General features: G+C 68.0%; 24 protein-coding genes and 1 tRNA gene. 17 read left to right on the forward strand and 8 right to left on the reverse strand.

The annotated features are described in order from the left end of the window. Nucleotides 1–156: 156 nt before the first annotated feature. From ACXN5S_RS17615 to ureG, 12 genes are all read left to right on the forward strand, one after another. A complete protein-coding gene (locus ACXN5S_RS17615; RefSeq protein ID WP_458606784.1) occupies nt 157–2,442 on the forward strand; it encodes a glycosyl hydrolase family 28-related protein in 2,286 nt (761 codons plus the stop codon). Between the two features lie 243 nt (nt 2,443–2,685). Beyond that, nucleotides 2,686–2,817 (forward strand): hypothetical protein, encoded by a 132-nt coding sequence (locus ACXN5S_RS17620; RefSeq protein ID WP_458606785.1) that lies wholly within the window; start codon nt 2,686–2,688, stop codon nt 2,815–2,817. Between the two features lie 214 nt (nt 2,818–3,031). Further along, complete coding sequence (locus ACXN5S_RS17625; RefSeq protein ID WP_458606786.1) at nt 3,032–3,802, forward strand: urease accessory protein UreD; 771 nt, start codon at nt 3,032–3,034, stop codon at nt 3,800–3,802. A gap of 3 nt (nt 3,803–3,805) precedes the next feature. Next, a complete protein-coding gene (locus ACXN5S_RS17630) occupies nt 3,806–4,108 on the forward strand; it encodes an urease subunit gamma (RefSeq protein WP_458606787.1) in 303 nt (100 codons plus the stop codon). After that, nucleotides 4,105–4,647 (forward strand): HD domain-containing protein, encoded by a 543-nt coding sequence (locus ACXN5S_RS17635; protein WP_458606788.1) that lies wholly within the window; start codon nt 4,105–4,107, stop codon nt 4,645–4,647. Before ACXN5S_RS17630 ends, ACXN5S_RS17635 begins: the two co-directional genes overlap by 4 nt. A 1-nt stretch (nt 4,648) precedes the next feature. Further along, nucleotides 4,649–4,954 carry an urease subunit beta gene (locus tag ACXN5S_RS17640; RefSeq protein WP_458606789.1) on the forward strand — a complete coding sequence of 102 codons (306 nt, stop codon included), beginning with the start codon at nt 4,649–4,651 and terminating at the stop codon, nt 4,952–4,954. Next, complete coding sequence (locus ACXN5S_RS17645) at nt 4,951–5,322, forward strand: lysozyme inhibitor LprI family protein (protein WP_458606790.1); 372 nt, start codon at nt 4,951–4,953, stop codon at nt 5,320–5,322. The genes ACXN5S_RS17640 and ACXN5S_RS17645 overlap by 4 nt, the downstream gene beginning before the upstream one ends. A 51-nt stretch (nt 5,323–5,373) precedes the next feature. After that, nucleotides 5,374–7,134, forward strand: a complete 1,761-nt coding sequence (ureC, locus tag ACXN5S_RS17650) for an urease subunit alpha (protein WP_458606791.1) — start codon at nt 5,374–5,376, stop codon at nt 7,132–7,134. Nucleotides 7,135–7,184: 50 nt separating this feature from the next. Further along, nucleotides 7,185–7,799 (forward strand): hypothetical protein, encoded by a 615-nt coding sequence (locus tag ACXN5S_RS17655; RefSeq protein WP_458606792.1) that lies wholly within the window; start codon nt 7,185–7,187, stop codon nt 7,797–7,799. A 79-nt stretch (nt 7,800–7,878) separates the two neighbouring features. Then, on the forward strand, nt 7,879–8,415 hold the full coding sequence (locus tag ACXN5S_RS17660) for an urease accessory protein UreE (protein ID WP_458606793.1): 537 nt from the start codon (nt 7,879–7,881) through the stop codon (nt 8,413–8,415). Continuing rightward, nucleotides 8,387–9,040 (forward strand): urease accessory protein UreF, encoded by a 654-nt coding sequence (locus ACXN5S_RS17665; protein ID WP_458606794.1) that lies wholly within the window; start codon nt 8,387–8,389, stop codon nt 9,038–9,040. The genes ACXN5S_RS17660 and ACXN5S_RS17665 overlap by 29 nt, the downstream gene beginning before the upstream one ends. Nucleotides 9,041–9,128: 88 nt before the next feature. Then, nucleotides 9,129–9,740, forward strand: coding sequence for an urease accessory protein UreG (ureG, locus tag ACXN5S_RS17670; protein ID WP_458606795.1), 612 nt, complete (start codon nt 9,129–9,131; stop codon nt 9,738–9,740). 175 nt (nt 9,741–9,915) lie between these two features. Here ureG and ACXN5S_RS17675 read toward each other — a convergent pair whose 3' ends face one another. Beyond that, nucleotides 9,916–10,083, reverse strand: coding sequence for a hypothetical protein (locus ACXN5S_RS17675; protein WP_458606796.1), 168 nt, complete (start codon nt 10,081–10,083; stop codon nt 9,916–9,918). 363 nt (nt 10,084–10,446) lie between these two features. Here ACXN5S_RS17675 and putA point away from each other — a divergent pair, with 363 nt between their 5' ends. The 3 genes from putA to ACXN5S_RS17690 all read left to right on the forward strand — a co-directional run bounded on the left by putA (nt 10,447) and on the right by ACXN5S_RS17690 (nt 15,984). Next, nucleotides 10,447–13,878 (forward strand): bifunctional proline dehydrogenase/L-glutamate gamma-semialdehyde dehydrogenase PutA, encoded by a 3,432-nt coding sequence (gene putA, locus ACXN5S_RS17680; protein ID WP_458606837.1) that lies wholly within the window; start codon nt 10,447–10,449, stop codon nt 13,876–13,878. Beyond that, nucleotides 13,875–14,330, forward strand: a complete 456-nt coding sequence (locus tag ACXN5S_RS17685; protein ID WP_458606797.1) for an N-acetyltransferase family protein — start codon at nt 13,875–13,877, stop codon at nt 14,328–14,330. Before putA ends, ACXN5S_RS17685 begins: the two co-directional genes overlap by 4 nt. A 187-nt stretch (nt 14,331–14,517) precedes the next feature. Then, complete coding sequence (locus ACXN5S_RS17690) at nt 14,518–15,984, forward strand: tannase/feruloyl esterase family alpha/beta hydrolase (RefSeq protein ID WP_458606798.1); 1,467 nt, start codon at nt 14,518–14,520, stop codon at nt 15,982–15,984. Between the two features lie 201 nt (nt 15,985–16,185). On the opposite strand, the gene ACXN5S_RS17695 is transcribed toward ACXN5S_RS17690, so the two are convergent. Then, nucleotides 16,186–17,634 carry a sensor domain-containing diguanylate cyclase gene (locus ACXN5S_RS17695; protein WP_458606799.1) on the reverse strand — a complete coding sequence of 483 codons (1,449 nt, stop codon included), beginning with the start codon at nt 17,632–17,634 and terminating at the stop codon, nt 16,186–16,188. A 357-nt stretch (nt 17,635–17,991) separates the two neighbouring features. Here ACXN5S_RS17695 and ACXN5S_RS17700 point away from each other — a divergent pair, with 357 nt between their 5' ends. Further along, on the forward strand, nt 17,992–18,696 hold the full coding sequence (locus ACXN5S_RS17700; protein WP_458606800.1) for a Crp/Fnr family transcriptional regulator: 705 nt from the start codon (nt 17,992–17,994) through the stop codon (nt 18,694–18,696). Between the two features lie 55 nt (nt 18,697–18,751). Here the strand turns inward: ACXN5S_RS17700 and ACXN5S_RS17705 are convergent. From ACXN5S_RS17705 to ACXN5S_RS17715, 3 genes are all read right to left on the reverse strand, one after another. After that, nucleotides 18,752–18,827 (reverse strand) — tRNA-Ala (locus ACXN5S_RS17705). A gap of 123 nt (nt 18,828–18,950) precedes the next feature. Continuing rightward, complete coding sequence (locus ACXN5S_RS17710; RefSeq protein ID WP_458606801.1) at nt 18,951–19,934, reverse strand: hypothetical protein; 984 nt, start codon at nt 19,932–19,934, stop codon at nt 18,951–18,953. 463 nt (nt 19,935–20,397) lie between these two features. After that, nucleotides 20,398–20,886: a YdcF family protein gene (locus tag ACXN5S_RS17715; RefSeq protein WP_458606802.1), complete on the reverse strand. Its 489-nt coding sequence runs from the start codon at nt 20,884–20,886 to the stop codon at nt 20,398–20,400. A gap of 89 nt (nt 20,887–20,975) precedes the next feature. Between ACXN5S_RS17715 and ACXN5S_RS17720 the strand changes: the two genes are divergently transcribed. Continuing rightward, complete coding sequence (locus ACXN5S_RS17720) at nt 20,976–21,263, forward strand: GlsB/YeaQ/YmgE family stress response membrane protein (RefSeq protein ID WP_458606803.1); 288 nt, start codon at nt 20,976–20,978, stop codon at nt 21,261–21,263. Between the two features lie 106 nt (nt 21,264–21,369). Here ACXN5S_RS17720 and ACXN5S_RS17725 read toward each other — a convergent pair whose 3' ends face one another. The 3 genes from ACXN5S_RS17725 to ACXN5S_RS17735 form a co-directional block, all read right to left on the reverse strand. Beyond that, nucleotides 21,370–21,627, reverse strand: coding sequence for a hypothetical protein (locus ACXN5S_RS17725; RefSeq protein ID WP_458606804.1), 258 nt, complete (start codon nt 21,625–21,627; stop codon nt 21,370–21,372). A gap of 73 nt (nt 21,628–21,700) precedes the next feature. Then, a complete protein-coding gene (uvrB, locus tag ACXN5S_RS17730; protein WP_458606805.1) occupies nt 21,701–23,887 on the reverse strand; it encodes an excinuclease ABC subunit UvrB in 2,187 nt (728 codons plus the stop codon). A gap of 105 nt (nt 23,888–23,992) precedes the next feature. Next, entirely contained in the window at nt 23,993–24,688 is a 696-nt protein-coding gene (locus tag ACXN5S_RS17735; RefSeq protein ID WP_458606806.1) for a CPBP family glutamic-type intramembrane protease, read from the reverse strand. Between the last annotated feature and the right edge of the window lie 206 nt (nt 24,689–24,894).

A 24,894-nucleotide genomic window follows, 5' to 3' on the forward strand; every position in this document is an offset into this window, starting at 1 on the left:
GCCGCTTCGAGGCTCACCCCCTCGCTCCGCCCCCCGTTGCGCCGCCCAGATCCTCCCGCCCGATGCCATCGGGCCTCCTTCACCGCGTGCACCTAGTCCTCCGCACTGAAGCTCCGGCGATGCGGCCGGGGGCGCTCGGTTGCGAAAGGATGTCCGATGAACAAGGCGATCACCGACGGGCTGGTGCTGATGCCGCCGCCCTTTGCCGGAGGGCTTGAGGTCTGGTCTCGCGGCGACGGCACGCCCGGCTCGGCCACCTATGCCACCGGTGGCGGGGCCTTCGTGCCGGCGGATCAGGATTTCGCCGGCTGTCTGGAGGTGAACAAGACCAGCAGCACCCAAAGGGTTCGCTACATGGGTGAGACCACTATCCTGCCGGGCTGCTACCTGCAGGTCACGGCGCGGGTGAAGGCGATGTCGGGCGCGCTGCCGGCGGTGCGCATCGCCGGCTGGGCCGGTGGGTCAGGAGGCGCGCATGTGGGCGGGCTGGTGGAGGTGGGGCCATCGACGCAGCTCACCACCTATGGCGAGGTCGTGACCGTCACCGCCATCATCGGCACAGGCGACCGCAACGGCGTCGACATGGTGTGGACCGGTGCGATCTACGGCCATATCGGCATCGACCTGACGGGGCCGAACGGCGGCGTGGTGCGCGTCGACGATATCGAGATCGAGGACGTCACCAGCTACTTCCTGCGCGATCTGCTCGGGCTGGTGGATGTGCGCGACTACGGGGCCAAGGGCGACGGGGTGACCGACGACACCGCCGCTTTCGAGGCGGCGGATGCGGCGGCGCAGGGCCGCGAGGTGCTTGTTTCCGCAGGTACCTACAAGCTGAATGGCGACGTCACCTTCCAGAGCCAGGTGCGCTTCGAGGGGACGGTGGTGCAGGCGATCGGGCCGCATTTCATCCTGCAGCGCAATTTCGATTACGAGACCTATCTCGATGCCTTCGGCGATGAAGAGCTGGCCTTCAAGAAGGCCTATCAGGCGCTCATCAACTTCTCCGATCACGAGAGCCTCGATCTGTGCGGCCGCCGCATCGCGCTGACCGGTCCGCTCGACATGCAAAGCCTCGAGCCGTCGAAGACCAGCTTCAAGACGCGCCGGGTGATCCGCAACGGCCAGTTCGAGCCTGCGGGCGCCGGCAACTGGAACGATACGGTGGTGAATGCGCAGGGCACCTACTCCGCCTCGAACCCGACGCAGCTGACCAATGTGGCGAACGTCGCCTCGATCCCGGTGGGCAGCCTCGTGTCGGGCAATGGCGTGGGGCGCGAGGTTTACGTCACCAGCGTCAACGCCAGCCAGAACCGGCTGGAGCTGAGCCAGCCGCTCTATGACGCGGAAGGAACGCAGAGCTACGAGTTCCGCCGCTTCCAGTACATGCTGGATTTCTCCGGCTACGACGAGCTCAGCCAGTTCATCCTCTCGGAGATCGACTTCCTCTGCAACGGGCAGGCCAGCGCCATCATGCTGGCGCGGCAGGGCATCATCTTCCATGTGAAGGATTGCTTCTTCAACCAACCGAAGAGCCGGGGCCTCACCTCGATCGGCCGGGCCTGTCAGGGCATGATGATAGACCGCTGCCAGTTCATCTCGAAGGAGCAGGACCTGCCCGTCGAGCAGCGCACCACGATCTGCTTCAACGCCAACGCCAATGACGTGAAGATCCGAGACAACCGCTGCACGCGCTTCAAGCAATTCGCGATCCTGGCGGGCACGGGGTCGACCATCGTCGGCAACCACTGGTTCCTCGGTGACGATGCCGCCAATGGCGTGCGCGTCGGCGGGCTGGTGCTGACGGTGCCGAACATCCGTTCGGTGATTACCGGCAATTACATCGACAACAACATCATCGAATGGACGAACGAGCACGATGCCTCTCCGGCCTTCTCGAACCAGTACAGCTTCGGCGGGCTGACGATCACCGGCAACAATTTCACCGCCTCGTCGGTGGCGCCGTGGTTCCGCTTCATCCGCATCAAGCCTTACGGTCCGGGGCATTTCGTTCATGGGCTGGCGGTGGTGTCGAACATCTTCCGCATCGTCTCCGGCTCGTGCGAGCGGGTAGAGGAAGTGGATACCACCTTCGCCGATCTCGACTTCGGGCGGATGCGGAACGTCACCTTCTATGGCAACGTCTTCCACGCCATCGACGCAGAGGCGCGCAACCCGCTCTCGGTCGTCCACGATCAGGGCAGCCTGTCGAACGCCTGGGTGATCGACACGGCTCCGGGCCTGCCCTTCGGCGGCCGGGCGCGGACGGTGGAGGCGATCTGCCCCGTCGGCAAGATCGAGGATTCCGGCGGCAACCCGGTGTTCGACTTTCCCCGACTCGATGTGGAATACGGCGGCGCGAAGCAGCAGATCCGCGCCGTGTTTTCGCAGCCCGTGCGGGGCGAGCTGCGCGCTTCGGTGCGGATGGACAACCCGAACTAAGCTGGCTGCTGCGGGCCGGCAGACGGGCGCTCTTCGGGGCGCCCGTTCGCGCGCGCGGCGTCGCGCATGACGCTTGCGAGATGGCCTGCACAGGTTTACCTTAGGGACATTGCGGCGCGCCCGATGTGGCCGCCGCCCGACTCATCGAAGTCATCGCCCTGGCGCCTTCAGGCAACCCTGATTTTCCTGAGAACGTCCCCTCCGGCATGTCGCCGGAGAGGGTTTGCTACATGCGAGGTCGTCATGTCTAAAGGCAACAAAACGCACGGAAACCGCGAAGCGAAGAAGCCCAAGCAGGAAAAGCCGAAGGTTCTGGCCACCGCCAATTCCGGCGCCAACAAACCGCTGTCGCTGGGCGAGAAGAAGGGCAAGTAGGCCCGCCTTTCAGAGCTCAGCAGGCCAGCAAGGGCGCCTTCCGGGGCGCCCTTTTCGTTGCCCGGTTTTTAGGCGCTTGGCCAATGCCGCCCCGCCGCCGCCCGCCCCGCGCTGGCTTTTCCCGGGCCGGCACGAGAGGATGCCCTCAATGCAGATCGCCGCCCCTCCTCTGGCTGCCAAAGAGCCCCCAGCCCAGCCGCGCGCGCGCGGCCGCGTGCTGCTGCGCGTCGAGGCGAGGCGCGGGGCGACGGGCATCAAGGATCTGCGGCAGGAGGGTGCGCTGAAGCTCCTCTTCCCGCGGCCCGGCCCGGGCATGATGGAGGCGGTGCTGCTCAACACCTCCGGCGGGCTCACGGGCGGCGACCAGATGCGTGTGGCGGCGGAGGCCGGCCCCGGCGCCGCGCTGACGCTCACCACGCAGGCCGCCGAGCGCGCCTACCGGGCGTCGAGCGGTGTGGCGACGGCCGAGACGGCGCTCACGCTGCGGGCGGGCGCACGGCTCCATTGGCTGCCGCAGGAAACCATCCTCTTCGAGGGCGCCAGTCTCTCTCGAAGGCTGGAGCTGAGCATGGCCGGCGATGCCGAGGCGCTGATCGCCGAGCCGGTGATCTTCGGGCGGCGCGAGATGGGCGAGTCTTTGCAGACCGCCCGCTTCCGCGACACCTGGGAGATCCGCCGCGACGGCCGCCTCGTCTTTGCCGACGCACTGCGCTTCGGACCTGATGCGGCCGCCCAGCTCAAAGGCGCCGCGCTGGGGCAGGGGGCCGGGGCGATGGCATCGCTCCTGCTCGTCTCCCCGACCGCTGATGCCAAGCTCACCCCCCTCCGCGAGGCGCTCGGCCCCCGGGGCGGGGCGAGCCTCGTGCGCGAGGGGCTTCTCTTCGCCCGCATTCTGGCGGAGGATGGCTTCCGCCTGCGCCGCCGGCTGGAGCCGGCGCTCGCGATCCTGGCAGGCACTGCCCTGCCGAAAGTCTGGAGATTGTAGCCCATGCAGCTGACCCCCCGGGAAAAGGACAAGCTTCTGATCGCCATGGCGGCGGAGGTTGCCCGCAAGCGGCTCGCCCGCGGCGTGAAGCTCAACTACCCCGAGGCCATCGCGCTGATCACCGATGCCGTGGTCGAGGGCGCCCGCGACGGGCGCTCGGTCGCCGACATGATGGAGGCCGGCGCGCAGGTGATCACCCGCGCGCAATGCATGGACGGCGTGCCCGAGATGATCCACGACGTGCAGGTCGAGGCGACCTTCCCTGACGGCACCAAGCTCGTCACCGTGCACGAGCCGATCCGGTGAGCGATCTCGCCCGCTTCGCCGCCGCCGCGCATGAGGCGGCCCGCGCCCATGCCGGGCAGCGGCGCCGGGGCGGCGATGTGCCATACGTCAACCATGTGCTGGAGGTCGCCGCGCTGGTGGCCGAGGCTAGCGGCAGCGCCGACGAGGTGGTCGCCGCCGTTCTGCACGATGTGGTCGAAGACAGCGAGACGACGCTCGCCGAGCTGTCGGAGCGCTATGGCGCCGGGGTGGCGCGGCTGGTCGAGGGCTGCACCGACGATCCCGCATGGTCAGGTTTGCCCCGCGCCGAGCGCAAGGCGTGGCAGGCGGCGCATCTGCCGGGCGAGCCGGACGGCGTGAAACGCATCAAGCTGGCCGACCAGACGTCGAACCTCCGTGATATCATCCGCCTGCCGGAGGCCTGGCCGCCGCAAGAAGCGGCGGAATATCTTGAGGGCGCCGAGGGCGTGGCAGATGCCTGCCGCGGCGCCTCGCCCGAGCTCGAAATCGCCTTCGACGCCGCCGCGGCGGAAGCCATGCAGAAGACAGGAGGGCTGTGACATGATCCCCGGAGAGCTGTTCCCCGCGGACGGCGAGCTGACGCTGAACGCCGATGCCAAGGCCATCACGCTGGAGGTCGCCAATACCGGCGACCGGCCTGTGCAGATCGGCAGCCATTACCATTTCGCCGAGGTGAACCCGGCGCTGAGCTTCGACCGCGAGGCCGCCCGCGGCCACCGGCTCGACATCGCCGCCGGCACCGCCGTGCGCTTCGAGCCCGGCCAGCGGCGCGAGGTGCGGCTGATCCCGCTGTCGGGCGACAGGCGCGTTTACGGGTTCAACCAGAAGGTCATGGGGGCGCTATGAAGGCACTCTATCTCGCCGGCGCGCTGCTCGCCGCCTCTGCCCTGCCAGCGGCGGCGCAGGTCGATTGCAGCGCCGGAGGCGTCACGCAAGCTGACATGAACCATTGCGCCCTGGTCGAGTACCGCGAGACGGATGCGGTGCTCAACGACACCTGGGGCGAGATCCGCGCCCGGCTGGATCTCAAGGGCCCGGTCTATGCCGCGCTCCTCGAGGCGCAGCGCCTGTGGATCGACTATCGCGACGCCGCCTGTGCTGCGGAGGTGGCCCAATACGAGGGCGGCTCCATGGCGCCCATGATCGAGAGCCTTTGCTACACGCGCCTGACCGCGGCGCGCACGATAGACCTGCGCCAGTTCCTCACCCCCTGATATCCGCCCTCATCCGACCCCCTGACGCGCCGCAAGACTGAGAGAGAGCCCATGCCCGCCACCATCTCCCGCGCCGATTACGCCGCCATGTTCGGCCCCACCGTGGGCGACAAGCTGCGCCTCGCCGATACCGATCTCATCATAGAGGTCGAGCGTGACCTGATCGTCGAGCGGGTGGGGGCCGCGATCTCTGGCGGCTCCGGGCAGAACGCGCTGGGCTATGGCGAGGAGGTCAAGTTCGGCGGCGGCAAGGTCATTCGCGACGGGATGGGCCAGAGCCAGGCGACGCGGGCGCAGGGGGCGGTCGATACCGTCATCACCAATGCGCTCATCCTCGACTGGACGGGCATCGTGAAGGCCGACGTGGGGCTGAAGGACGGCCGCATTGTCGCCATCGGCAAGGCCGGCAACCCCGACACGCAGCCCGGCGTCGACATCATCGTCGGCCCGGGGACAGAGGCGATCGCTGGCGAGGGGCGCATCCTGACGGCGGGGGGCATCGACAGCCACATCCACTTCATCTGCCCCCAGCAGATCGACGATGCCCTCGCCTCGGGCCTGACCACGATGATCGGCGGCGGCACCGGCCCCGCGCATGGCACGCTGGCCACCACCGTTACCCCGGGGCCCTGGCATATCGCGCAGATGATCGGCGCGGCCGAGGCCTTCCCGATGAACCTGCTCTTCTCCGGCAAGGGCAATGCCTCGCTGCCCGGCGCGCTGATCGAGCAGGTCGAGGGCGGCGCTGCGGCGCTGAAGCTGCACGAGGATTGGGGCACCACCCCGGCGGCCATCGATTGCTGCCTCGGCGTCGCCGACGAGATGGACGTGCAGGTGATGATCCACACCGACACGCTCAACGAGAGCGGGTTCGTGGAGAACACCGTGGCCGCGATGAAGGGCCGGACGATTCACGCCTTCCACACCGAGGGCGCGGGCGGCGGCCATGCGCCCGACATTATCAAGATCTGCGGCGAGGAGCACGTGCTGCCCTCCTCCACCAACCCCACGCGGCCCTTCACGGTGAACACGATCGAGGAGCATCTCGACATGCTCATGGTCTGCCACCACCTCGACAAGTCGATCCCGGAGGACGTGGCCTTCGCGGAATCCCGCATCCGGCGCGAGACCATCGCGGCCGAAGATATCCTGCACGACATGGGCGCCTTCAGCATCATCGCGAGTGACTCTCAGGCGATGGGGCGGGTCGGCGAGGTCATCATCCGCACGTGGCAGACGGCGGACAAGATGAAGAAGCAGCGCGGCCGGCTGGCAGAAGAGCAGGGCGCGAATGACAATATCCGCGCCCGCCGCTACGTGGCCAAGTACACGATCAACCCCGCCATCGCGCATGGCATCGCGCATGAGACGGGCAGCGTCGAGGTCGGCAAGCGCGCGGATCTGGTGCTGTGGAACCCGGCCTTCTTCGGCGTGAAGCCCGAGATGGTGCTGATCGGCGGCTCCATCGCCGCGGCGCAAATGGGCGACCCCAATGCCTCGATCCCGACGCCGCAGCCTGTCTACACGCGGCCCATGTTCGGCGCCTTCGGGCTGAACCGAACGAACACCTCCGTCGTATTCACCTCCGCCGCCGCCGTTGAGGCGGGGCTGGAAGAGAGGATCGGCGGGCGGAAGGCGCTGGTGCCGGTGAAGAACACGCGCGGCATCGGCAAGCGCGACCTCAAGCTCAACGACCTGCTGCCCAAGGTCGAGGTGAACCCCGAGACCTACGAGGTGCGCGCCGACGGTGAGCTGCTCACCTGCGAGCCGGCGGAAGAGCTCGCCATGGCGCAACGATACTTCCTTTTCTGACCGGCCAGCGCCCCTGCGAGGCTGGGGCCCAGGTTGAGAAGGAATGGAATATGTGGCGCCCCCTCGTCTTGATCACCGCCCTCGCGGCCGGCCCGGCCTTTGCCGAGTGCCCCGTGCCGGCCGACATGCAGACCGGCATCCGCGTTGAATACAGCGACGGGCTCGTCGAGATCGTCCGCTCCGCGGGAGACGACATTGTCGAGCTCGTCGGCGTGGAAGGCCGCGAGGCGATCTACCGGATGGAGCTGGCGCATGGCCTGCATGTGCTGAGCTATGTCGCCTTCGACGGCGGCCGCCCCGATGCCGAGAGCGCCATGTCCTACGATTTCGGCATGCCCGCCGCCGAGATGCCCGTGCCGGCGCCGAGCCAGCGGTGGGATACGGCCGCGCTCGTCACCACCGGGTCGGAACCGCCCGTAGAGACGGCCCAGAGCTCGGTCTTCGGCCCCGTGGAGAGCCTGAGCGTTGGCGAGTGCCGGTTCGCTTCGATAGAGGTGATGACGGCCTTCGATACGGACGACAACTACATCGAAACGATCAAGTATCTGCCAGAGCTGGGCTTCGGCTGGCTCGTTACGATGAATGACGAAACGTCCGGCTTTTCCGCCTATTCCGCTGTCTCCATCGCCCCGATCCGCCCGGGCGACTGGCCGATGAACAAATAGGCAGCCGCGTGACGGCGCGCCGCGTGCCGGTCGCAGCCGCTTGCGGGCGGGGGCAGGGGGCGGCATCCTCGCCGCCATCATGACAGAGCTCCCCCCCGCCCGCCGCCACCTTGCCCCGCCGCTGGCCATCGCCCCGGTGGATCGCCTGAGCCTCGCCTATGAAGACCGGCTGATCCGCCGCAAGCGGGTGGAGACGGTCGGCGGCGCGCGGCTGCTGGTGGACCTGCCGCAGACTGTGGGGTTGGCCGCCGGCGATGCGCTGGAACTGGAGGATGGCAGCCTCGTGCTGATCGAGGCCGCTGACGAGGCGTTGATGGTGGCGCGGGGGCAAAACGTCGCCCGCCTCGCCTGGCACATCGGCAACCGCCACACCCCCTGCCAGATCGAGGCGGACCGGCTGATCTTGCGCCACGACAAAGTGCTCTGGGCGATGCTGGAAGGGCTGGGCGCCGAGATGGATGAGGCCCGCGGCCCCTTCACGCCCGAAGGCGGCGCCTATGGCGCGGGGCAGGTGATGGGACACGACCATGGGCCGGGAGACGGGCATGGGCAGGACCACGGGCACGGGCATGCCCACGGTCACGACCATGAGCACGACCACACCCATGCAGGCTGAAGGCCTGCTCACCCTCGCGCGCTGGCTGTCGCCGAGCTATCCCACCGGGGGCTTCAACTTCTCCGCCGGGCTGGAAAGCGCCGTGGCCGAGGGGCTGGACAGGGAAGGGCTGGAAGACTGGCTCGCCGGCCTTCTCGCCCATGGCGCACCGCGCAACGATGCCATCTTCCTGCACCTCGCCCACCGGGCCGAGGCCGAGGCGCTCCCCGCCCTCGCCGAGCGCGCGGCGGCCATGGCGATCAGCGCCGAACGCCTTGCCGAGACCTTGCAGCAGGGCGCCGCCTTCGCCGCCACCACCCGCGCGGCGCGGGGGATGGAGCTGCCCGACATGCCCTATCCGCTGGCTGTGGGCCGCGCCGCCCGGCTCGCCGGCCTGCCCGCCACGCCCGCCTGCGCGCTGTTCCTGCAATCGCAGGCCAGCAACATGGTGCAGGCGGCGCTGCGCATCATGCCGCTCGGCCAGACCGCCGGCGCCGGCATCGTGGAACGCCTCGCCCCTCTCTGCGCGCGGGTGGCAGACGAGACCACTGATGCGGAGCTGGACGACCTCGGCACCGCCGCCTTCGCCGCCGATATCGCCAGCCTGCGCCACGAGGTGCTGGAGCCGCGGATGTTCCGCTCGTGACACCGCCGCGCGCCACGAATTCCGCGCGGAATTCGTTCCGGAAATCGCGCGATTTCCGGTGCCCGGCGCCTAGACCTAGGAGACATTGATGCCTTCCCCCAACGGCCCCCTCAAGCTTGGCATCGGCGGCCCCGTCGGCGCCGGGAAGACCACGCTCACCGCCGCGCTTGCCAAGGCGCTGAAGGAGCGCTTCGACCTCGCCGTCATCACCAATGACATCTACACCCGCGAGGATGCCGAGGCGCTGATGCGCCAGCAGATCCTGCCCGCCGAGCGGGTGGTGGGGGTCGAGACGGGCGGCTGCCCGCATACCGCGATCCGCGAGGATGCCTCGATCAACCTCGCCGCCGTGTCGCAGTTGCGGGAGAAGTTCCCCGCCCTCGACCTCGTCATCATCGAATCGGGCGGCGACAACCTGTCGGCCACCTTCTCGCCTGAACTGGCGGACCTGACGATCTACGTTATCGACACAGCGGCGGGGGAGGACATCCCGCGCAAGGGCGGGCCGGCGCTGACGCGCTCCGACATCCTCGTTGTGAACAAGACAGACCTCGCGCCCTATGTCGGCGTGTCGCTGGAGCGGATGCAGGCCGATACCGAGGCGATGCGTGGCGGGCGCCCCTACGTCTTCGCGTCGCTGCGGCAGGGCGACGGCGTGGACGAGATCGTTGGGCTGGTCGAGGACCTGGGCGGGCTTTAGCGCGCCCCTGGCGGCGCCGGTCGACAGGCCGCGGCGCATCGGCGATGATCGCCGGACCCCAGCCACCGGAGAGCTGCCGATGACCCGCCTACGCCTTGCCCTCGCGCTCACAGCCCTCGCCGCGCTCAGCGCCTGCGGTGTGCCGTTCGTGCCGCTGATCTAGCGGCAGCGGGCCTTAAAGAAAGCCGATCCGCTCCAGCGCCGCTTCCGCCGCCGCGCGCCGCGCCGGCTGACGCGAGAGCATGTCGGCGTTCAGCTCGCGCATCAGCGGCGTCAGGGCCTGCTTCGCGATCTGGCGCTTGAGGAAGGGGCCGATTTCGTCTTCGGCCAGATTCCCGATCATGGCCGCGGCGGATGCTGGGCGCGGCGGTTGCACGTCTGTGCTCGGCATAGGTCGTCCCCCCGGATTGCCTGGGGCGATATTAACGCGCGCAGCCCGCCCGAGTCCCGGATGACCGCGCTGCACCTTCGCCCGCCGGCTCAATTTCGCCCGTGCCAGCAAGCGCTCGCGGTAGGGCGGCATTGTTATCCACAGGATACCCACAGGCGCTGCCCCCGATTTGAGCGAATCGCGGCAGGCATTGCGCGCAGGTCTCGTTCAGATAGCATCACGCCCTGTTCCGGCCAGCGCGCCCCGGCCCTCTGCCTTGGCGTGCGCCCGGCCCTCGAATAGACGAGCCTCCCCATGTCCGATCTGTCCACCGTCATGGACCCTGCCTCGAAGCTTGCCCTGCTGCGCCAGGCCATCCGCGACCGCCACCTGGCCGAGGAGGCGCCGCTGCTTGCGGCCCTGACGGCGGCGCACGGCCCCGAGGAGGCGGTGAAGGCCCGGGCGGTCGAGCGCGGCGCGGCGCTGGTGCGCAAGGTGCGCAGCTCGGGCCGGCCGGGGCTGATGGAGGTGTTCCTCGCCGAATACGGCCTGTCCACCGACGAGGGCATCGCGCTGATGTGCCTGGCCGAGGCGCTGCTGCGCGTGCCCGATACGCAGACCATCGACGCGCTCATCGAAGACAAGATCGCCCCCTCCGCCTGGGGCCGGCATCTGGGGCATTCCTCCTCGTCGCTGGTCAACGCCTCCACCTGGGCACTGATGCTGACTGGGCAGGTGCTGCGCGAGGGGCAGGGCATGGCCGAGGTGCTGCGCGGTGCTGTCCGCCGGCTCGGCGAGCCGGTGATCCGCGTCGCCGTCGGCCAGGCGATGCGCGAGCTCGGCGCGCAATTCGTGCTGGGCCGCGACATCGGCGAGGCGCTGGAACGGGGCCGCAAGCGGGCCGCCAAGGGCTTCACCTACAGCTACGACATGCTCGGCGAGGCCGCGATGACGGCCCGCGACGCCGCCCATTTCAAGACGGCCTACAGCGATGCCATCGCACGGCTCTCGTCCGAGGCGCGCGCCAACGACATCGCCTCCAACCCCGGCATCTCCATCAAGCTCTCGGCCCTGCACCCCCGCTACGAAGTGGCGCAGCGCGAGCGCGTGATGGATGAGCTGGTGCCCGTCGTGCGCGAGCTGGCCCGCGCCGCCGCCGCCGCAAACATGGGCCTCAATATAGATGCGGAGGAGGCCGACCGGCTCGACCTCTCGCTCGACGTGATCGAAGCGGTCCTGGCCGATCCGGGGCTTGAGGGCTGGGACGGCTTCGGCGTGGTTGTGCAGGCCTATGGCAAGCGCGCCCTGCCGGTGATCGACTGGCTCGACGCTTTGGCCGAGCATCACGGTCGCCGCATGATGGTGCGCCTCGTGAAGGGCGCCTATTGGGACGGCGAGATCAAGAAGGCGCAGGTCGAGGGGCTGGAAGACTTCCCCGTCTACACCCGCAAGTCGGCGACGGATGTCTCCTACATGTGCTGTGCGCAGCGGCTGCTGGCGGCGCGCCCCCGGCTTTATCCGCAATTCGCCACCCATAACGCCCATACCATGGCGGCAGTGCTCGAGATGGCCGGCAGCACCGACGGCTGGGAGTTCCAGCGTCTGCACGGAATGGGCGAGGCGCTTCACGACATCATGCGCAGCGAGGCCGGCGCCCGCTGCCGCATCTACGCCCCCGTCGGCCCACACCGCGACCTGCTGGCCTATCTGGTGCGTCGGCTGCTGGAGAACGGCGCCAACTCCAGCTTCGTCAACCAGATCGTCAACGATGAGATCGCGGCGGAAGAGGTCGCCGCCGATCCCTTCGCCGCGCTGGAGGGCGCGCGCAGCAATGTACAGCTGCCGGCCGAGCTCTTTGGCGAGCGGCGCAATTCCAAGGGCTTCGATCTGCGCGACCTGACCGTGCTGGAAGAGCTGGACGAGGCCCGCGCCCCCTGGCGCACCGCCGATTGGGGCGGCGCCGGCACGAAGGTGGAAAACCCCTACGACCCGGCTGACAGCTTCGGCCAAATCGAAGAGGCGGATGCCGAGGGCGCTCGTGCCGCCATCTCCTGCGCCGCCCCATGGAGTGCCTCGCCGGAAGAGCGGGCCGAGGTGCTGACCCGCGCCTCCTATCTCTACGAGGCAGAGGCGCCGCAGATCTTCGCGCTGCTCGCCCGCGAGGCCGGCAAATGCCTGCCCGACGCGGTGGCCGAACTGCGCGAAGCGGTCGATTTCCTGCGCTACTACGCCGCCGGAATCGCGGGGCTCGATGGCAAGCCCGCCGGTCTCTTCACCTGCATCAGCCCCTGGAACTTCCCGCTCGCCATTTTCACCGGCCAGGTTGCCGCGGCGCTCGCCGCCGGCAACGGCGTGCTCGCCAAGCCGGCCGAGACGACGCCGCTCATCGCCCGTCTCGCGGTGGGGCTGCTTCACAAGGCCGGTGTGCCCGAGAGCGCGCTTCAGCTCGTGCCCGGCCCCGGCGGCGAGGTTGGCGGCGTGCTCACCAGCGATCCGCGCATCGACGGTGTGTGCTTCACCGGCTCCACCACCACGGCGCAGACGATCAACCGCAGCATGGCCGAGCATCTCTCGCCCGCCGCCCCGCTGATCGCCGAGACCGGCGGCATCAACGCGATGATCGTCGATTCCACCGCGCTGCCCGAGCAGGCGGTGCGCGACATCGTGGCCTCGGCCTTCCGCTCTGCCGGGCAGCGCTGCTCGGCCCTGCGGATGCTCTACGTGCAGCAGGACGTCGCCGACCGGATGCTCGGCATGCTCTACGGCGCGATGGACGAGCTGGTGCTGGGCGATCCCTGGGACGATGCGACGGACATCGGCCCCGTGATCGACGCCAAGGCGCATGAGGGCATCGCCGCCCATATCGCCGAGGCGCGCAAGGAGGGCCGGGTGCTCAAGGAGCTGGCGGTGCCCGAGCAGGGCCATTTCATCGGGCCGGCCGTGATCCGCGTCGATGGCATCGCCTCGGTCGAGCGCGAGATCTTCGGGCCGGTGCTGCATGTCGCCACCTACCGCGCCCGCGACCTGCCGAAGGTGATCGCCGCCGTCAACGATCGGGCCTACGGGCTGACCTTCGGCATGCACAGCCGCATCGACGACCGGGTCGAGATCGCCGTCGCCGGGGTGACGGCGGGCAACATCTACATCAACCGCAACCAGATCGGCGCCATCGTCGGTTCGCAGCCCTTCGGCGGCGAGGGCCTGTCTGGCACCGGGCCCAAGGCCGGCGGGCCGGATTACCTGCCGCGCTTCCTCGCTCCCTCGGCACCCATCGCGGCGGAAAGCGGCGGCCCAGCCGCCGACGAGGCTGCGGTGCAGGCCGCCATCGACGGCCAGCGCGGCAAGGGCGGGCGCCAGATCTCGGCGCAGATGATGCCCGGGCCCACGGGAGAGTCGAACCGCCTGCGCGAGGTCGGGCGCGGCGTGATCCTCTGCCTCGGCCCCGCCGCCGCCGCCGCCAAAGAGCAGGCCCGCATCGTGCAGGAAAACGCTGCCGCCCCCCTGATCATCTGCCCCGGCGCCGGCGGTATCGACGCGCGCCTCGCGCCCGAGGCGCTGGCCCGCCTCACCGGCTTCGACGGCGCGGCGCTCTGGGGTGACGAGGCGGCCCAGCGGGCCGCGCGCCAGGCGCTGGCCAGCCGGCAGGGCGCGTTGCTGCCGCTGATGACGGGGCCGGAGATGGGGTCTCGCTGCCGGGTCGAACGGCATGTCTCCATCGACACCACGGCGGCCGGCGGCAACGCCGCCCTGCTGGCGGAATCGGCGTGAGTCTCACCTTCCGCCGGGCCGTGGAGGGCGACGTGCCTGGGCTCGTCGCCCTCCTGGCCGATGATATACTGGGGGCCGAGCGCGAAGATCTCGGGCCCCCGCTGCCCGCCGGCTATGCCGCCGCTTTCGAAGCGATCCGCGCCGATCCCAACCAGTTCCTGGTGGTGGTGGAGCAGGATGGCGCGCTCGTCGGCACCATGCAGCTCACCTTCCTGCCCGGCCTCTCCCGCCAGGGCGCCTGGCGCGGCAAGATCGAGGCGGTCCGCGTCGCCGCCCCGCTCCGCGGCCAGGGCCACGGCCGCCAGATGATCGCCTGGGCCATCGAGGAATGCCGCGCCCGCGGCTGCGCACATGTCGAGCTCACCTCTCACAACGACCGTAAGGACGCCCACCGCTTCTATACGCAACTCGGCTTCGAGCAGACGCACCTCGGCTTCAAACTGCCCCTCTGATCCTCGCTTTCTTCGAAATACTCCGGGGTGTGGGGCAGCGCCCCACGCAGCTTTCCATCCCGCGCTCCCGCCGGACTTTTCGCCAGCCGAAGTCCCTTTCGAAATCTGGCGACAGGCCGGGAGCTTCTGGCTAGGCTCGCCTCAGCACCCCCTCGGGAGGGAGGGCGGTGCCATGAGGAGGAGACATATGAGACATCATCTGATCGCCGGCGTGGCCCTTGGCCTCGCCGCGGCGCCCGCTGTGGCGCAGGATTGCGCCGGGCTGGAGGGCATGGCGCTGGGCTCGGGCAGCATCACCGCCGCGACCGCGGTGGAGGCCGGGGCGCTGGAGATCCCGGGCCGCGACGGACCCGTCGCCATCGCGGACGCCCCCGCCCTTTGCCGCGTCTCCGCCGAGCTGGCGAGCGAGGAGGGCTCGGTTATCGGCATGGAGATTTGGCTGCCTGCAGCGGAGGCCTGGAACGGCCGCTTCGTCACCGTCGGCAACGGCGGCTTCGCCGGTTCGCTGTCGCTTAGCGCTATGACCGGCCCGCTCAGCGCGGGCTACGCGGTCGCCACCACCGACACCGGCCACGAGGGCGGGGCTGATGCGAGCTTTGCGCTCGATGAGCCGGCCTTCCTCGATTTCGCCTATCGCGCGGTGCACGAGACGGCGGAGGCCGGCAAGGAGATCATCGCCGGCTATTACGAGGCGGGGCTGGAGGAGAGTTACTTCAGCGGCTGCTCCACCGGTGGCCGTCAGGCGCTCACGGCGGCGGCGCGCTACCCGGAGGATTTTGACGGCATCATCGCCGGCGCCGCGGCCGTGAACGGCGCGCGGCTGCATGCCCAGCAGGTCTACACCGGGCTCGTCGGCATGGAGGGCGGGCAATCCGTCCTGACCGATGAGGATTATGCGTCTCTGGCACAATCCACCCTCGACGCCTGCGACATGAACGACGGCGTCGCCGATGGCGTCGTCGAAGACCCGCTGAGCTGCGCGCCCGACCCCGAGGCCGCCGCCCTGTCCGGGGAGGAGCTGGCAACAGCCAACGCGCTCTACAACGGCCCGATGGCCGCCGATGGCACGCCGCTGTTCCACGGCTATGCGCCGGGCTCGGAAGGGCTGTGGTTCGCGTTGCGGGGCGAGGCGCCTTTGATCGTGGCGAGCGACTTCTACCGCATTTTTGTGCATGGCGATGAGGGCTGGAGCTACGAGGGCTTCGACCCCGAGGCAGAGATCGCCAATGCGGCGGCGATTGCCGGTGATATCGGGGCAGAGAGCGCTGACCTGTCGGAGTTTTTCGCCGGCGGCGGCAGGCTGATCATGTATCACGGCTGGGCCGATCCTGGCATCTCGCCCTACAACTCCCTGGAGTTTTTCGGCGACATCCAGGAGCAGAGCGCCGGCGCCGAAGACAGCGCCCGCCTGTTCATGGTGCCGGGCATGGGCCATTGCGGCGGCGGGCCCGGGCCGACGAGCTTCGACATGCTCAGCGAAATCGACGCCTGGGTCACGGAGGGCACGGCGCCAGAGGCCATTCCGGCGGCACACCTCACCGATGGAGCGGCCGACCACACCCGCATCCTCTGCCCCTTCCCTCAGGTCGCGGCCTATTCGGGCGAGGGGGACCAGAGTGACGCGTCCAACTTCGCCTGCGTCATGCCTGAGTAAGGGCGGGCCCGGCGCCCTTACTCAGGCGCCGGGCTTGTCTAGCCTGATCGAATCAGTCAGGAATAAATCGTTCGGGTTGCATGGGGTGGCCCGAGCCCTCGGGCGCCGCGGGACAAGCACATGCATTGTCCCGCGGCCCCGGCAGGCACGATGGCGGAAAACGAAGTCGAGGGGCTATCAGCTCGCCCGGCAAGGGCCGCCTCAGGCGACGCTCTTGTCCGAGCGCTTCATCTCTTCGGCGTAATACTCGCGCTTCTGCGTATACATGCGCTCGTCGGCCCGGCGGATCGCCGAGTCGAGCGTCTCGCCTTCGCGCACGGTGGCGAGGCCGACCGCGATGTGCAGCTTCGGCTGGTGCGAGTAATACTGGTTGTTGAGGCTGACGAGCCGCTGGATCGTGTCCATCGTCGTCAGCGCCGAGGTGCGGCCGACATTCGGCAGAATCACCGCGAATTCGTCGCCGCCTATCCGTGCCGCGCTGCCCTCGTCACCCGCGGCCTCGCTCAGAACCTCGCCCAGGCGGCGCAGCAGGCCGTCGCCGGTGTCGTGGCCCATCGTGTCGTTGATGGCTTTCAGCCCGTTCAGGTCGACGATCAGCACCGAGGCGGGGCGCACGTTCATGCGCTCCAGCCGGTTGACCGCCTCGATATGGTAGGCACGGTTGCGCAGGCCGGTGAGCACGTCGTGCTTGCCGAGGTATTCCAGATAGGCCTCGGCCTTCTTGCGGGCGGTGATGTCGGTGAGGGCCACCTGCACGCGGCTCCAGCTGTCCTGATGGCCGGGCAGGACGGAGAATTGCATGATGACGAAGCGCTCGGCCCCGTCGAGCGCGTAGTTCACCACCTCGCGGCTGTGGAAGAGGTTGCCCTGCCACAGCTCGATGAGCTGCTCGCGGAAGTGGTTCTCGAAATCGCCGCGGAAGATGAGGTGCTGGCTTTGCAGCAGCGTCGCCTTGTCGGGCGCGCCGAACATGGTGAGCGTGGCCTGGTTGATGTCGAGCACCCGGATCTCGGCCATGCACTGGCGTACGAACTCGGGATGCACATCGAGGAAGACGCGCAGGTCAGAAATGCCGCGCTGGCGCAGCCCCTCCAGCAGATGGCGGATGCGGCTGAAATCTTCGATCCACAGCGAAACGGGGCTGTGCTCGAACATGCCGGTCGCTTCCAGCTCTTTCTGGCGGGAATGGCGGCGGGCATTGGCCGCGTCGGTGATGTCTTCGGTGGTGAGGAGAACCCGGTCCATCCGCTTTTCGTGGCCGGGCAGGGCGGCGGCGCGCAGCTTGATGTCGAGTTTGCGCCCGTCGATCGTGTAATTCGTGGTGGTGCTCGAAAAGCGAGACTGGCCACGCCAGAGCTCTGCCAGCTCATCGATATGCGTCTTGATCATCTCGTCGCGGAAGATGACCGAGGTGTTGGAAACCAGCTCTTCCTGATCGGCCGCACCGAAAAGGCTGAGCGTGCTTTCGTTGACGCGCAGCACCTTGATCCGGGACGAGCAGGCCTGCACCCGCTCAAGATCCTCTGTCAGGTAGGCACGAATGTCGGTGATTCCGGCCTGTCGCCAATCTTCGAATAGATCAAGGACACCGGAAAAGTCTTCAAGCCACATGGCGACGGGGGCCAGGTCGAAGACATCTCCCTCAAGCATCGAAACCGAAGATTCTTTAACGCGCTGTTTGGCCATAGGATCTCGCCTGTGAAGGGCTCGCGGGCCGGTACGGTGGTGCTTCATGTGACATGACCATCGCAAAAAAAGTTAACGGGACGCGGCCAAGCGCACAAGTACGGGTCTTGTCTCGATTATTCACGCCGAGCATAGCGCCGCGCCATCGTTGATCCAGCCCCCCACCCAACGCCGAACGCCCATGTAAATAAGATTGTAACCTTTTTGCCAAGATAGTTCGCCCCCGCGGCCGGTCTATTGCCGCCCGCCCAGCCCGAGGTGGCCACGTTAATAAATGTTAACCTTGCCTCCCATTCTCACGAAGATGAGAACTACACGCCTATGCTTCAAGACACACTCGATCGGGGGATGCTCGGCCTTCTGGATCAGTCGATCCGTGAGCGTTTGCGCGGCCTGTGCACAGAAACCCGGAATGTCGGGGCGCGGCAGCTCATGTCGCCCGCCGGCAAGCCGCTGAATGCGAGCCTGCTGCTGCTCGACGGCCTGATGGGCCGCTACGTGAGCGACCGTCAGGGCCGCCGCCAGATGGTGGCGATCCAGGTGGCCTACGATTTCGTCGATCTGCACGCTTTGCCGCTCGGCCATCTCGACCACGACGTCGAAAGCCTGACGGACGTGCGCATCGCCGTGTTCGATCATGACGTGCTGCGCGAGGCGCTGCGGGGCGATTTCGAGATGACGATGGCGCTCTGGCGGCTGACGCTGATCGACGCCGCGATCCACCGCCACTGGGGCTTCCGGCTTGGCCGGCTGCGTGCCCTGGCGGGGATGGCGAATTTCCTCGCCGAGATGGATTACCGGATGCGCCGCGCCGGCAGCTCGCAGGATACCGAGTTCAGCCTGCCGCTCACCCAGCCTGACCTCTCCGACGCCTGCGGGATGTCGCCCGTGCACGCCAACCGCGTGCTGCGAGAGCTGCGTGAGGCCGGCATCTGCACGCTGCGCGACGGCCGCCTGGCCATCACCGACCGTGAGGGCCTCTACCGGACAGGCGAATTCAAGAGCGACTACCTCTACGGGATCTGACGGTCGCGTTCGGCGCCGGCTTTGCGAGCGGCGAACATGTTCAGATCGGAGGATTTGGTGGAGTCGAGGGGGATCGAACCCCTGACCTCGTCATTGCGAACGACGCGCTCTCCCAACTGAGCTACGACCCCAAGCCGGCGCCACATAGAGGCGTTTGGAGGGGGCTGTCAAGGCAGAGTGATGGCTCCCCTCCGGCTGCCCTTGCTGCCCCCTCGCGGCGGGCCGCCCCGCCATGCGGGCGGCCCTGTCGATCGCTACTCCGGCCAGTCGAAGGTCAGCGGCATCACGCCCTCCGGCGGCTCCAGCGATTCGCCGGTGCCCGGGCCCCAGATGTCGACGCCCTCGGTGGTGAAGCCGCCACCCGTGGCCTCTGCCGAGATCGGCCCGATGAAGAATTGCGGCACCTCCAGCACCGGTGCCTCCGGCGGGTTGGCCGGGTCGATGGCCTCGGGCTGGACCTGCCAGACCATCTCATTCGCCGTCAGATGCCCGCCGATCTGCCGGTCGAACGGCACCGGCCGGTTGCCGAAATCCTGGTGGTTGATGTTGAACCAGATATTGCCGCCGTCGAGCACGACGTCCTCCAGGATGCCGATGGTCCAGGGGTTGTCGCAGCGCCCGCAGACGACACCGCGAACCTCGTCACCCAGCCGCATGAAGTAGAACAGTTGCTTGTTCATCCCCGGGTTCGAGGGGAAGAGCGCGACCCACATGCCGACAAGGTCGTCCGGCGTCACCTCATCGGCGAAGGGTGCGGGCTGCCAATAGGCGTTCCGCTCTGAGGCGACGCCGGTGTTGTTCGGCGTCGGGGAGAGCGGCTCGCGCCCCGGCGGCAGGATGTGGATCGGCATGCCGCCCACATTGGGGCCGCGCGGATCCTTGATGAGCGTGCGCTCTGCCTCGCCGGTGATCTGGATCTGGCCGTTCTGCAGCATGGCATGCTGTTCGCTGATCGAGGCGACGGTGCCATCGGCATTGGGGAAGGTGACGGTGAAGTCGATCCCCGCCTCTTCGTCCCAGGTGCCATCGATAAGGCCCATCGTCGTCATGTCGTTGCAGTCGGCGCAGTAGATGCCGGACACATCGCTGCCGCGAATGACGAACTCGTAGATATGCGGCATGTCCGAGCCGAGCTCAGTGCGCCAGCCACCGCGCCAGTAATCGGCATCGAGGGCGAGGGCTGCGCTGGCGGACAAGGCGATGGCGCCCGTGGTGAGTGCGAGAATTGGTCTGATCATATCTTGGTCCGGTCGTCTTGGGGTGGCGCTGCTGCGCCGGGAACAGGGCAGGCCTGGGAGGCCATCCCTTCGCGGAGCAGGGCGCCTTCAGCCGTCAGGCTGAAAGAGAACGCCAAGCGTCGCTGACCGCCTAAGTGTTTGATCGGTCAATTGATGGTCCTCCCGTATTGCCCAGTCCGGGAGGCGACCGAGGCCGCTGGCGGCGGCCTTGTCGGCCGCCGCCATCCTCCTCCCGGGCGGGCCGCCCTCCTGCGGCCCTCCGCCCGGCGTCTCCAAGCCTCCTCAGGGAGACGCCGGGCGATGACTCTTCGTCAGATCAGCGCTGACGGGCGCGCCTCCTCGCGAACCCTCGTTTTTCGCCTAACGAAAAGTTTTTCTCCTTACGAAGCGTAGGAGCGGCCGGATGAGTCTGTCAATGTTCTGTGACGCTGGGTGAAGGAGTGGCCCGGCGCTCGCGCAGCCCTCAGAGCCGCTCCGCGCTCTGCCGCTTCAGGCGCCACCAATAAAGCGGGATCGCCCCGCATTCCCGCAGGGCGAGCCAGCTCTGCGCCCGCAGGCTGCCGCCCCGTAGCGGCACTGGCGCTGCGCGGGCGGGAAGGCCATGGGCGCGGGCCACCATCACGGCGCGCGGGCAATGCACGGCGTCGCTCACGACAAGCACCTCGCTGGCGCCCAGCTCGCGAAGCAGGGGCAGCGACAGACGGACGTTCTCCATCGTGTTGCGGGCCTTGTTTTCCTGGCGGATGGCGCTGTCAGGCACCCCCTCGCCGCGCAGGATGCGCGCGATGGCCTCCCCCTCGCTCTCGCGCCCCTCGCCGATGCCGCCGGTGCCGACCAGCGCCTCCACGCGCCCCTCGTGCCACAGCCGTGCGCCCTGCCGGGCGCGGCGGACGAGATTGGGCGAGGGGCCGTCGGGCCAGTTGGCCGAGCCGAGGATGAGAGCGACACGCATGAGGGACAAGTGGGCGCCACGTGGCAGGCGACAAGAGGGAACCCAAAGGCTACAGCGGGGTTGAGCCGAAGAACATCAGGGAGAGTGAGATGGAAGAGCTAATTCAAGGCATAGGCATTTTCGCACTGGTCGTACTGGCGATCATCGGCGCCATTGCGGGCCTGTTGGCCGGCATGGTCGCGGGTCGCGACAAGGCCCTTTATGTGGTCGTGGGCATCATCGCCGCCCTGGCGACGCCGTTCCTGCTGGCGGCGCTGGGCGTGACGGCACTGGCCGCCGGCGGGCTGATCATCGTGCTGCTGGCGGGCATCGTAGGCGCGGTGATCGTGCTGGCGATCGTGCGGGCGCTGAAGGGCAGCGGGCGCGACACGCGGTAGGCGGGCGCGGCGGAGCTGTCGCCACCTTTCCATAAATATTTGCACGGCGCTCAGGAGACTGGGCGCCGTTCTACGTTTGCCGGGGTCGTCTCTGACGGAAAAGACCTTAGCGGTGCGGTTCGCAGGCGATGCCGTCGCCGTCTGCATCCAGCTTGTAGATGTCGCGCCCCACCACGCGCACGGGCCCCTGCACGTAGGCGGGGCCGTTGCCGTTGCCGCCAGCGCAATCGACGTCAGAGGCGATGGGCACACAGGCGCCGGTGTAGTTTGGGTCGCACTGGCTTTGCGCCCGGGGCAGGGCGGGCACGAACATCGCCCCTGAGAGGGCCACCATGCCCAGGACGCCCAAACGCCATGCTCTCATCTCGCCATCCTCGCGTTAATGATTCGTTAATAATCATTAACGCTGCGTCAGGCAAAATGATGGCGGCTGCGGGCTACCGCCCCTTCCGCCGCTTCACCCCGCCTCGCTGACCAGGCCGCCCCGCCGTACTCCGGCCGGAGCTCTTGCGGCCTTCCTCGACCGCGCTCTCCACGGCGGATTGCCGGGCCAGCGGGTCGTCGGAGATCACCAGATCGACCGTCTCCAGCCGTTTCACCTCGTCGCGCAGGCGGGCGGCTTCTTCGAACTCCAGGTTCTCCGCCGCCTTGCGCATGTCGGCGCGCAGCCCGTCCAGCACGGCTTCGAGGTTGCCGCCGTGCAGCGGCTTGTCGACCTTGGCGGTCACCCGGTTCATGTCGACATCGCCCTTGTAGAGCCCGGCAAGAATGTCATCGACGTTCTTCTTCACCGTGGCGGGCGTGATGCCGTGCTCTTCGTTATAGGCGAGCTGCTTCTCGCGGCGCCGGTCGGTCTCGCGCATGGCGCGCTCCATCGAGCCGGTGATGCGGTCGGCATACATGATGACGCGGCCCTCGGCGTTCCGCGCGGCGCGGCCGATGGTCTGGATCAGCGAGGTCTCGGAGCGGAGGAACCCCTCCTTGTCGGCGTCGAGGATCGCCACCAGCCCGCATTCGGGGATATCGAGCCCCTCGCGCAGCAGGTTGATGCCGATCAGCACGTCGAAGGCGCCGAGCCGCAGGTCGCGCAGGATCTCGATGCGCTCGATCGTGTCGATGTCGCTGTGCATGTAGCGCACCTTGATGCCCTGCTCATGCATGTATTCCGTCAGATCCTCGGCCATGCGCTTGGTCAGCACGGTGCAGAGCGTGCGGTAGCCGCGGGCAGAAACCTTGCGCACCTCGTCGAGCAGATCGTCGACCTGCATCTGTACCGGGCGGATCTCGACCTGCGGGTCGATGAGGCCCGTGGGGCGGATGACCTGTTCGGCGAAGACGCCGCCGGCCTGATCGAGCTCCCACGCGGCGGGCGTGGCGGAGACGAAGACCGATTGCGGGCGCATCGCGTCCCATTCCTCGAACTTGAGGGGGCGGTTGTCCATACAGGAGGGCAGGCGGAAGCCGTGCTCGGCCAGCGTGAACTTGCGCCGGTAGTCGCCCTTATACATGGCCCCGATCTGCGGAACCGAAACGTGGCTCTCGTCGGCGAAGACGATGGCGTTATCGGGGATGAATTCGAACAGAGTCGGCGGCGGCTCGCCCGGGGCGCGGCCGGTAAGATAGCGCGAGTAGTTCTCGATGCCGTTGCAGGCGCCGGTCGCCTCCATCATCTCCAGATCGAAGTTGGTGCGCTGCTCCAGCCGCTGCGCCTCCAGCAGCTTGCCCTCATTGACGAGCTGGTCGAGCCGCATGCGCAGCTCTTTGCGGATACCGTCCTGCGCCTGTTTCAGCGTGGGGCGGGGGGTCACATAGTGGCTGTTGGCGTAGATGCGCACCCGGTCGAAGGTGTCGGCCTTCTGGCCGGTGAGCGTGTCGAATTCCGTGATGCTCTCCAGCTCTTCGCCGAAGAAGCTCAGACGCCAGGCGCGGTCTTCAAGGTGGGCGGGCCAGACCTCGATCGTGTCGCCGCGCACCCGAAACGAGCCGCGGGCGAAGCCGGCATCATTGCGGCGGTATTGCTGGGCGACGAGATCGGCCAGCAGCTCGCGCTGGTCGTAGGAGCGGCCCTTGTGCAGATCGACCGTCATGGCGGAGTAGGTTTCGACCGAGCCGATGCCGTAGATGCAGGAGACGGAGGCGACGATGATGACGTCGTCGCGTTCGAGCAGGGCGCGGGTGGCCGAGTGGCGCATCCGGTCGATCTGCTCGTTAATCTGGCTCTCCTTCTCGATATACGTGTCAGACCGGGGCACGTAGGCCTCGGGCTGGTAGTAATCGTAGTACGAGACGAAATACTCGACGGCGTTCTCGGGAAAGAAACCCTTGAACTCGCCGTAAAGCTGCGCCGCCAGCGTCTTGTTCGGGGCAAGGATGATGGCGGGGCGCTGCGTTTCCTCGATGACCTTGGCCATCGTGTAGGTCTTGCCGGTGCCGGTGGCGCCGAGCAGCACCTGATCGCGCTCGCCGCTGTCGATGCCGGAGGCAAGCTCCTTGATTGCGGTCGGCTGGTCGCCGGCCGGGCTGAACTCCGTATGCATGACGAAGCGCTTGCCGCCTTCCAGCTTGTCGCGCTGGGCCGGCGGGCGCTGGAGCATCGGCATGTCTTCGGGGTTGTTGTTATGCATCGGGCATCTCCCTCGGCGGGCATCCCGCGAGTGTCGGTCGTCTTTTGTTCTGTTGCAAGGCAGCCTGCTGACAGATGGTGGCAGCAGCGGACGGGTCAAGGGGTGTCAGCCGTATAGTCGGGAGAGCGCGATCAGAATGGCGGCATTGTAGGTGGCATGGGCCGCGATGCCGGGCAGCAGGCGCCCGGTGGCCAGGTAGAGCGCGGTATAGGCGAGGGTGGGGATCAGGATGTCCACCCATTCGACCAGATCGGTCGGCAGGTGGCCGGCGCAGAAGAGCAGGATGGAAAACGCCGCCGCAATGGCCAGCCCGGTGCGGCGGTTGCGGAAGAACCCGGCGAGGGTGCCGATGGTGTAGCCGCGGTTGAACAGCTCCTCGGCCACGCCGCCGCCGATCACGCCGAGCGCGATGTAGCTGGCGAGCGCCAGGGGTGTGGCGGTGTGGGCGACAATCTCCTCTACATCCGGCCGGGCGGTGCCGCCGGTGGCCGGGATGAGCCAGAGCACCTGCACGGCCGTCCAGAGCGAGCCAATAGCAAGGCCGAGAGCGATGTCGTGGGCCGCGTAATCGAAGCGCCAGCCGATGTCGATGAAGCGGCGGCCGGAGAGGCGGAGGGAGACCGAGAGAAGGGCGGCGATCAGAGCGAGCTGGATCAGGCCGATCAGGGCGAGGTTCGGGCCGGAGAGGCCGCCGTTGATCCCGGTGATGCCGAAGAGCAGGTTCGGGGCGATGAAGGCGGCGTAGCCCAGAACGAGCGTCGCCACATAGAGCGCGATGCGCCGTCCTTTGGGCATCTCCATGCGCGTCCCTCCCGACCGGTCGGTGCGAGGATGGCGGGGCGGGTGGATGGCGGCAACCGCGCAGCGGCGTTGATGGGCGGGGAAAATCGCGGCGGCGATCACACGCCGGCGATCTGAAGGAGCCGGAGGCGATGACCCCGCCGGACCTCTCCAACAGCGTCCGCAGCTTCACGCATTTGGAGCAAGCGTCTCGCCTCCCTGCGCGT

The organism is Pseudoroseicyclus sp. H15, from assembly GCF_054353345.1.

What these genes read in the sequence shown, in the direction of transcription:
- ACXN5S_RS17640 (WP_458606789.1), top strand. Translation starts at nt 4,649, where the DNA reads ATGATCCCCGGAGAGCTGTTCCCCGCGGACGGCGAGCTGACGCTGAAC.
- uvrB (WP_458606805.1), bottom strand. Translation starts at nt 23,887, where the DNA reads ATGCATAACAACAACCCCGAAGACATGCCGATGCTCCAGCGCCCGCCG.
- ACXN5S_RS17710 (WP_458606801.1), bottom strand. Translation starts at nt 19,934, where the DNA reads ATGATCAGACCAATTCTCGCACTCACCACGGGCGCCATCGCCTTGTCC.
- putA (WP_458606837.1), top strand. Translation starts at nt 10,447, where the DNA reads ATGGACCCTGCCTCGAAGCTTGCCCTGCTGCGCCAGGCCATCCGCGAC.
- ACXN5S_RS17615 (WP_458606784.1), top strand. Translation starts at nt 157, where the DNA reads ATGAACAAGGCGATCACCGACGGGCTGGTGCTGATGCCGCCGCCCTTT.
- ACXN5S_RS17655 (WP_458606792.1), top strand. Translation starts at nt 7,185, where the DNA reads ATGTGGCGCCCCCTCGTCTTGATCACCGCCCTCGCGGCCGGCCCGGCC.
- ACXN5S_RS17675 (WP_458606796.1), bottom strand. Translation starts at nt 10,083, where the DNA reads ATGATCGGGAATCTGGCCGAAGACGAAATCGGCCCCTTCCTCAAGCGC.
- ACXN5S_RS17735 (WP_458606806.1), bottom strand. Translation starts at nt 24,688, where the DNA reads ATGGAGATGCCCAAAGGACGGCGCATCGCGCTCTATGTGGCGACGCTC.
- ACXN5S_RS17660 (WP_458606793.1), top strand. Translation starts at nt 7,879, where the DNA reads ATGACAGAGCTCCCCCCCGCCCGCCGCCACCTTGCCCCGCCGCTGGCC.
- ACXN5S_RS17690 (WP_458606798.1), top strand. Translation starts at nt 14,518, where the DNA reads ATGAGACATCATCTGATCGCCGGCGTGGCCCTTGGCCTCGCCGCGGCG.
- ureC (WP_458606791.1), top strand. Translation starts at nt 5,374, where the DNA reads ATGCCCGCCACCATCTCCCGCGCCGATTACGCCGCCATGTTCGGCCCC.
- ACXN5S_RS17630 (WP_458606787.1), top strand. Translation starts at nt 3,806, where the DNA reads ATGCAGCTGACCCCCCGGGAAAAGGACAAGCTTCTGATCGCCATGGCG.
- ACXN5S_RS17695 (WP_458606799.1), bottom strand. Translation starts at nt 17,634, where the DNA reads ATGCTTGAGGGAGATGTCTTCGACCTGGCCCCCGTCGCCATGTGGCTT.
- ureG (WP_458606795.1), top strand. Translation starts at nt 9,129, where the DNA reads ATGCCTTCCCCCAACGGCCCCCTCAAGCTTGGCATCGGCGGCCCCGTC.
- ACXN5S_RS17620 (WP_458606785.1), top strand. Translation starts at nt 2,686, where the DNA reads ATGTCTAAAGGCAACAAAACGCACGGAAACCGCGAAGCGAAGAAGCCC.
- ACXN5S_RS17700 (WP_458606800.1), top strand. Translation starts at nt 17,992, where the DNA reads ATGCTTCAAGACACACTCGATCGGGGGATGCTCGGCCTTCTGGATCAG.
- ACXN5S_RS17725 (WP_458606804.1), bottom strand. Translation starts at nt 21,627, where the DNA reads ATGAGAGCATGGCGTTTGGGCGTCCTGGGCATGGTGGCCCTCTCAGGG.
- ACXN5S_RS17715 (WP_458606802.1), bottom strand. Translation starts at nt 20,886, where the DNA reads ATGCGTGTCGCTCTCATCCTCGGCTCGGCCAACTGGCCCGACGGCCCC.
- ACXN5S_RS17665 (WP_458606794.1), top strand. Translation starts at nt 8,387, where the DNA reads ATGAGCACGACCACACCCATGCAGGCTGAAGGCCTGCTCACCCTCGCG.
- ACXN5S_RS17645 (WP_458606790.1), top strand. Translation starts at nt 4,951, where the DNA reads ATGAAGGCACTCTATCTCGCCGGCGCGCTGCTCGCCGCCTCTGCCCTG.
- ACXN5S_RS17720 (WP_458606803.1), top strand. Translation starts at nt 20,976, where the DNA reads ATGGAAGAGCTAATTCAAGGCATAGGCATTTTCGCACTGGTCGTACTG.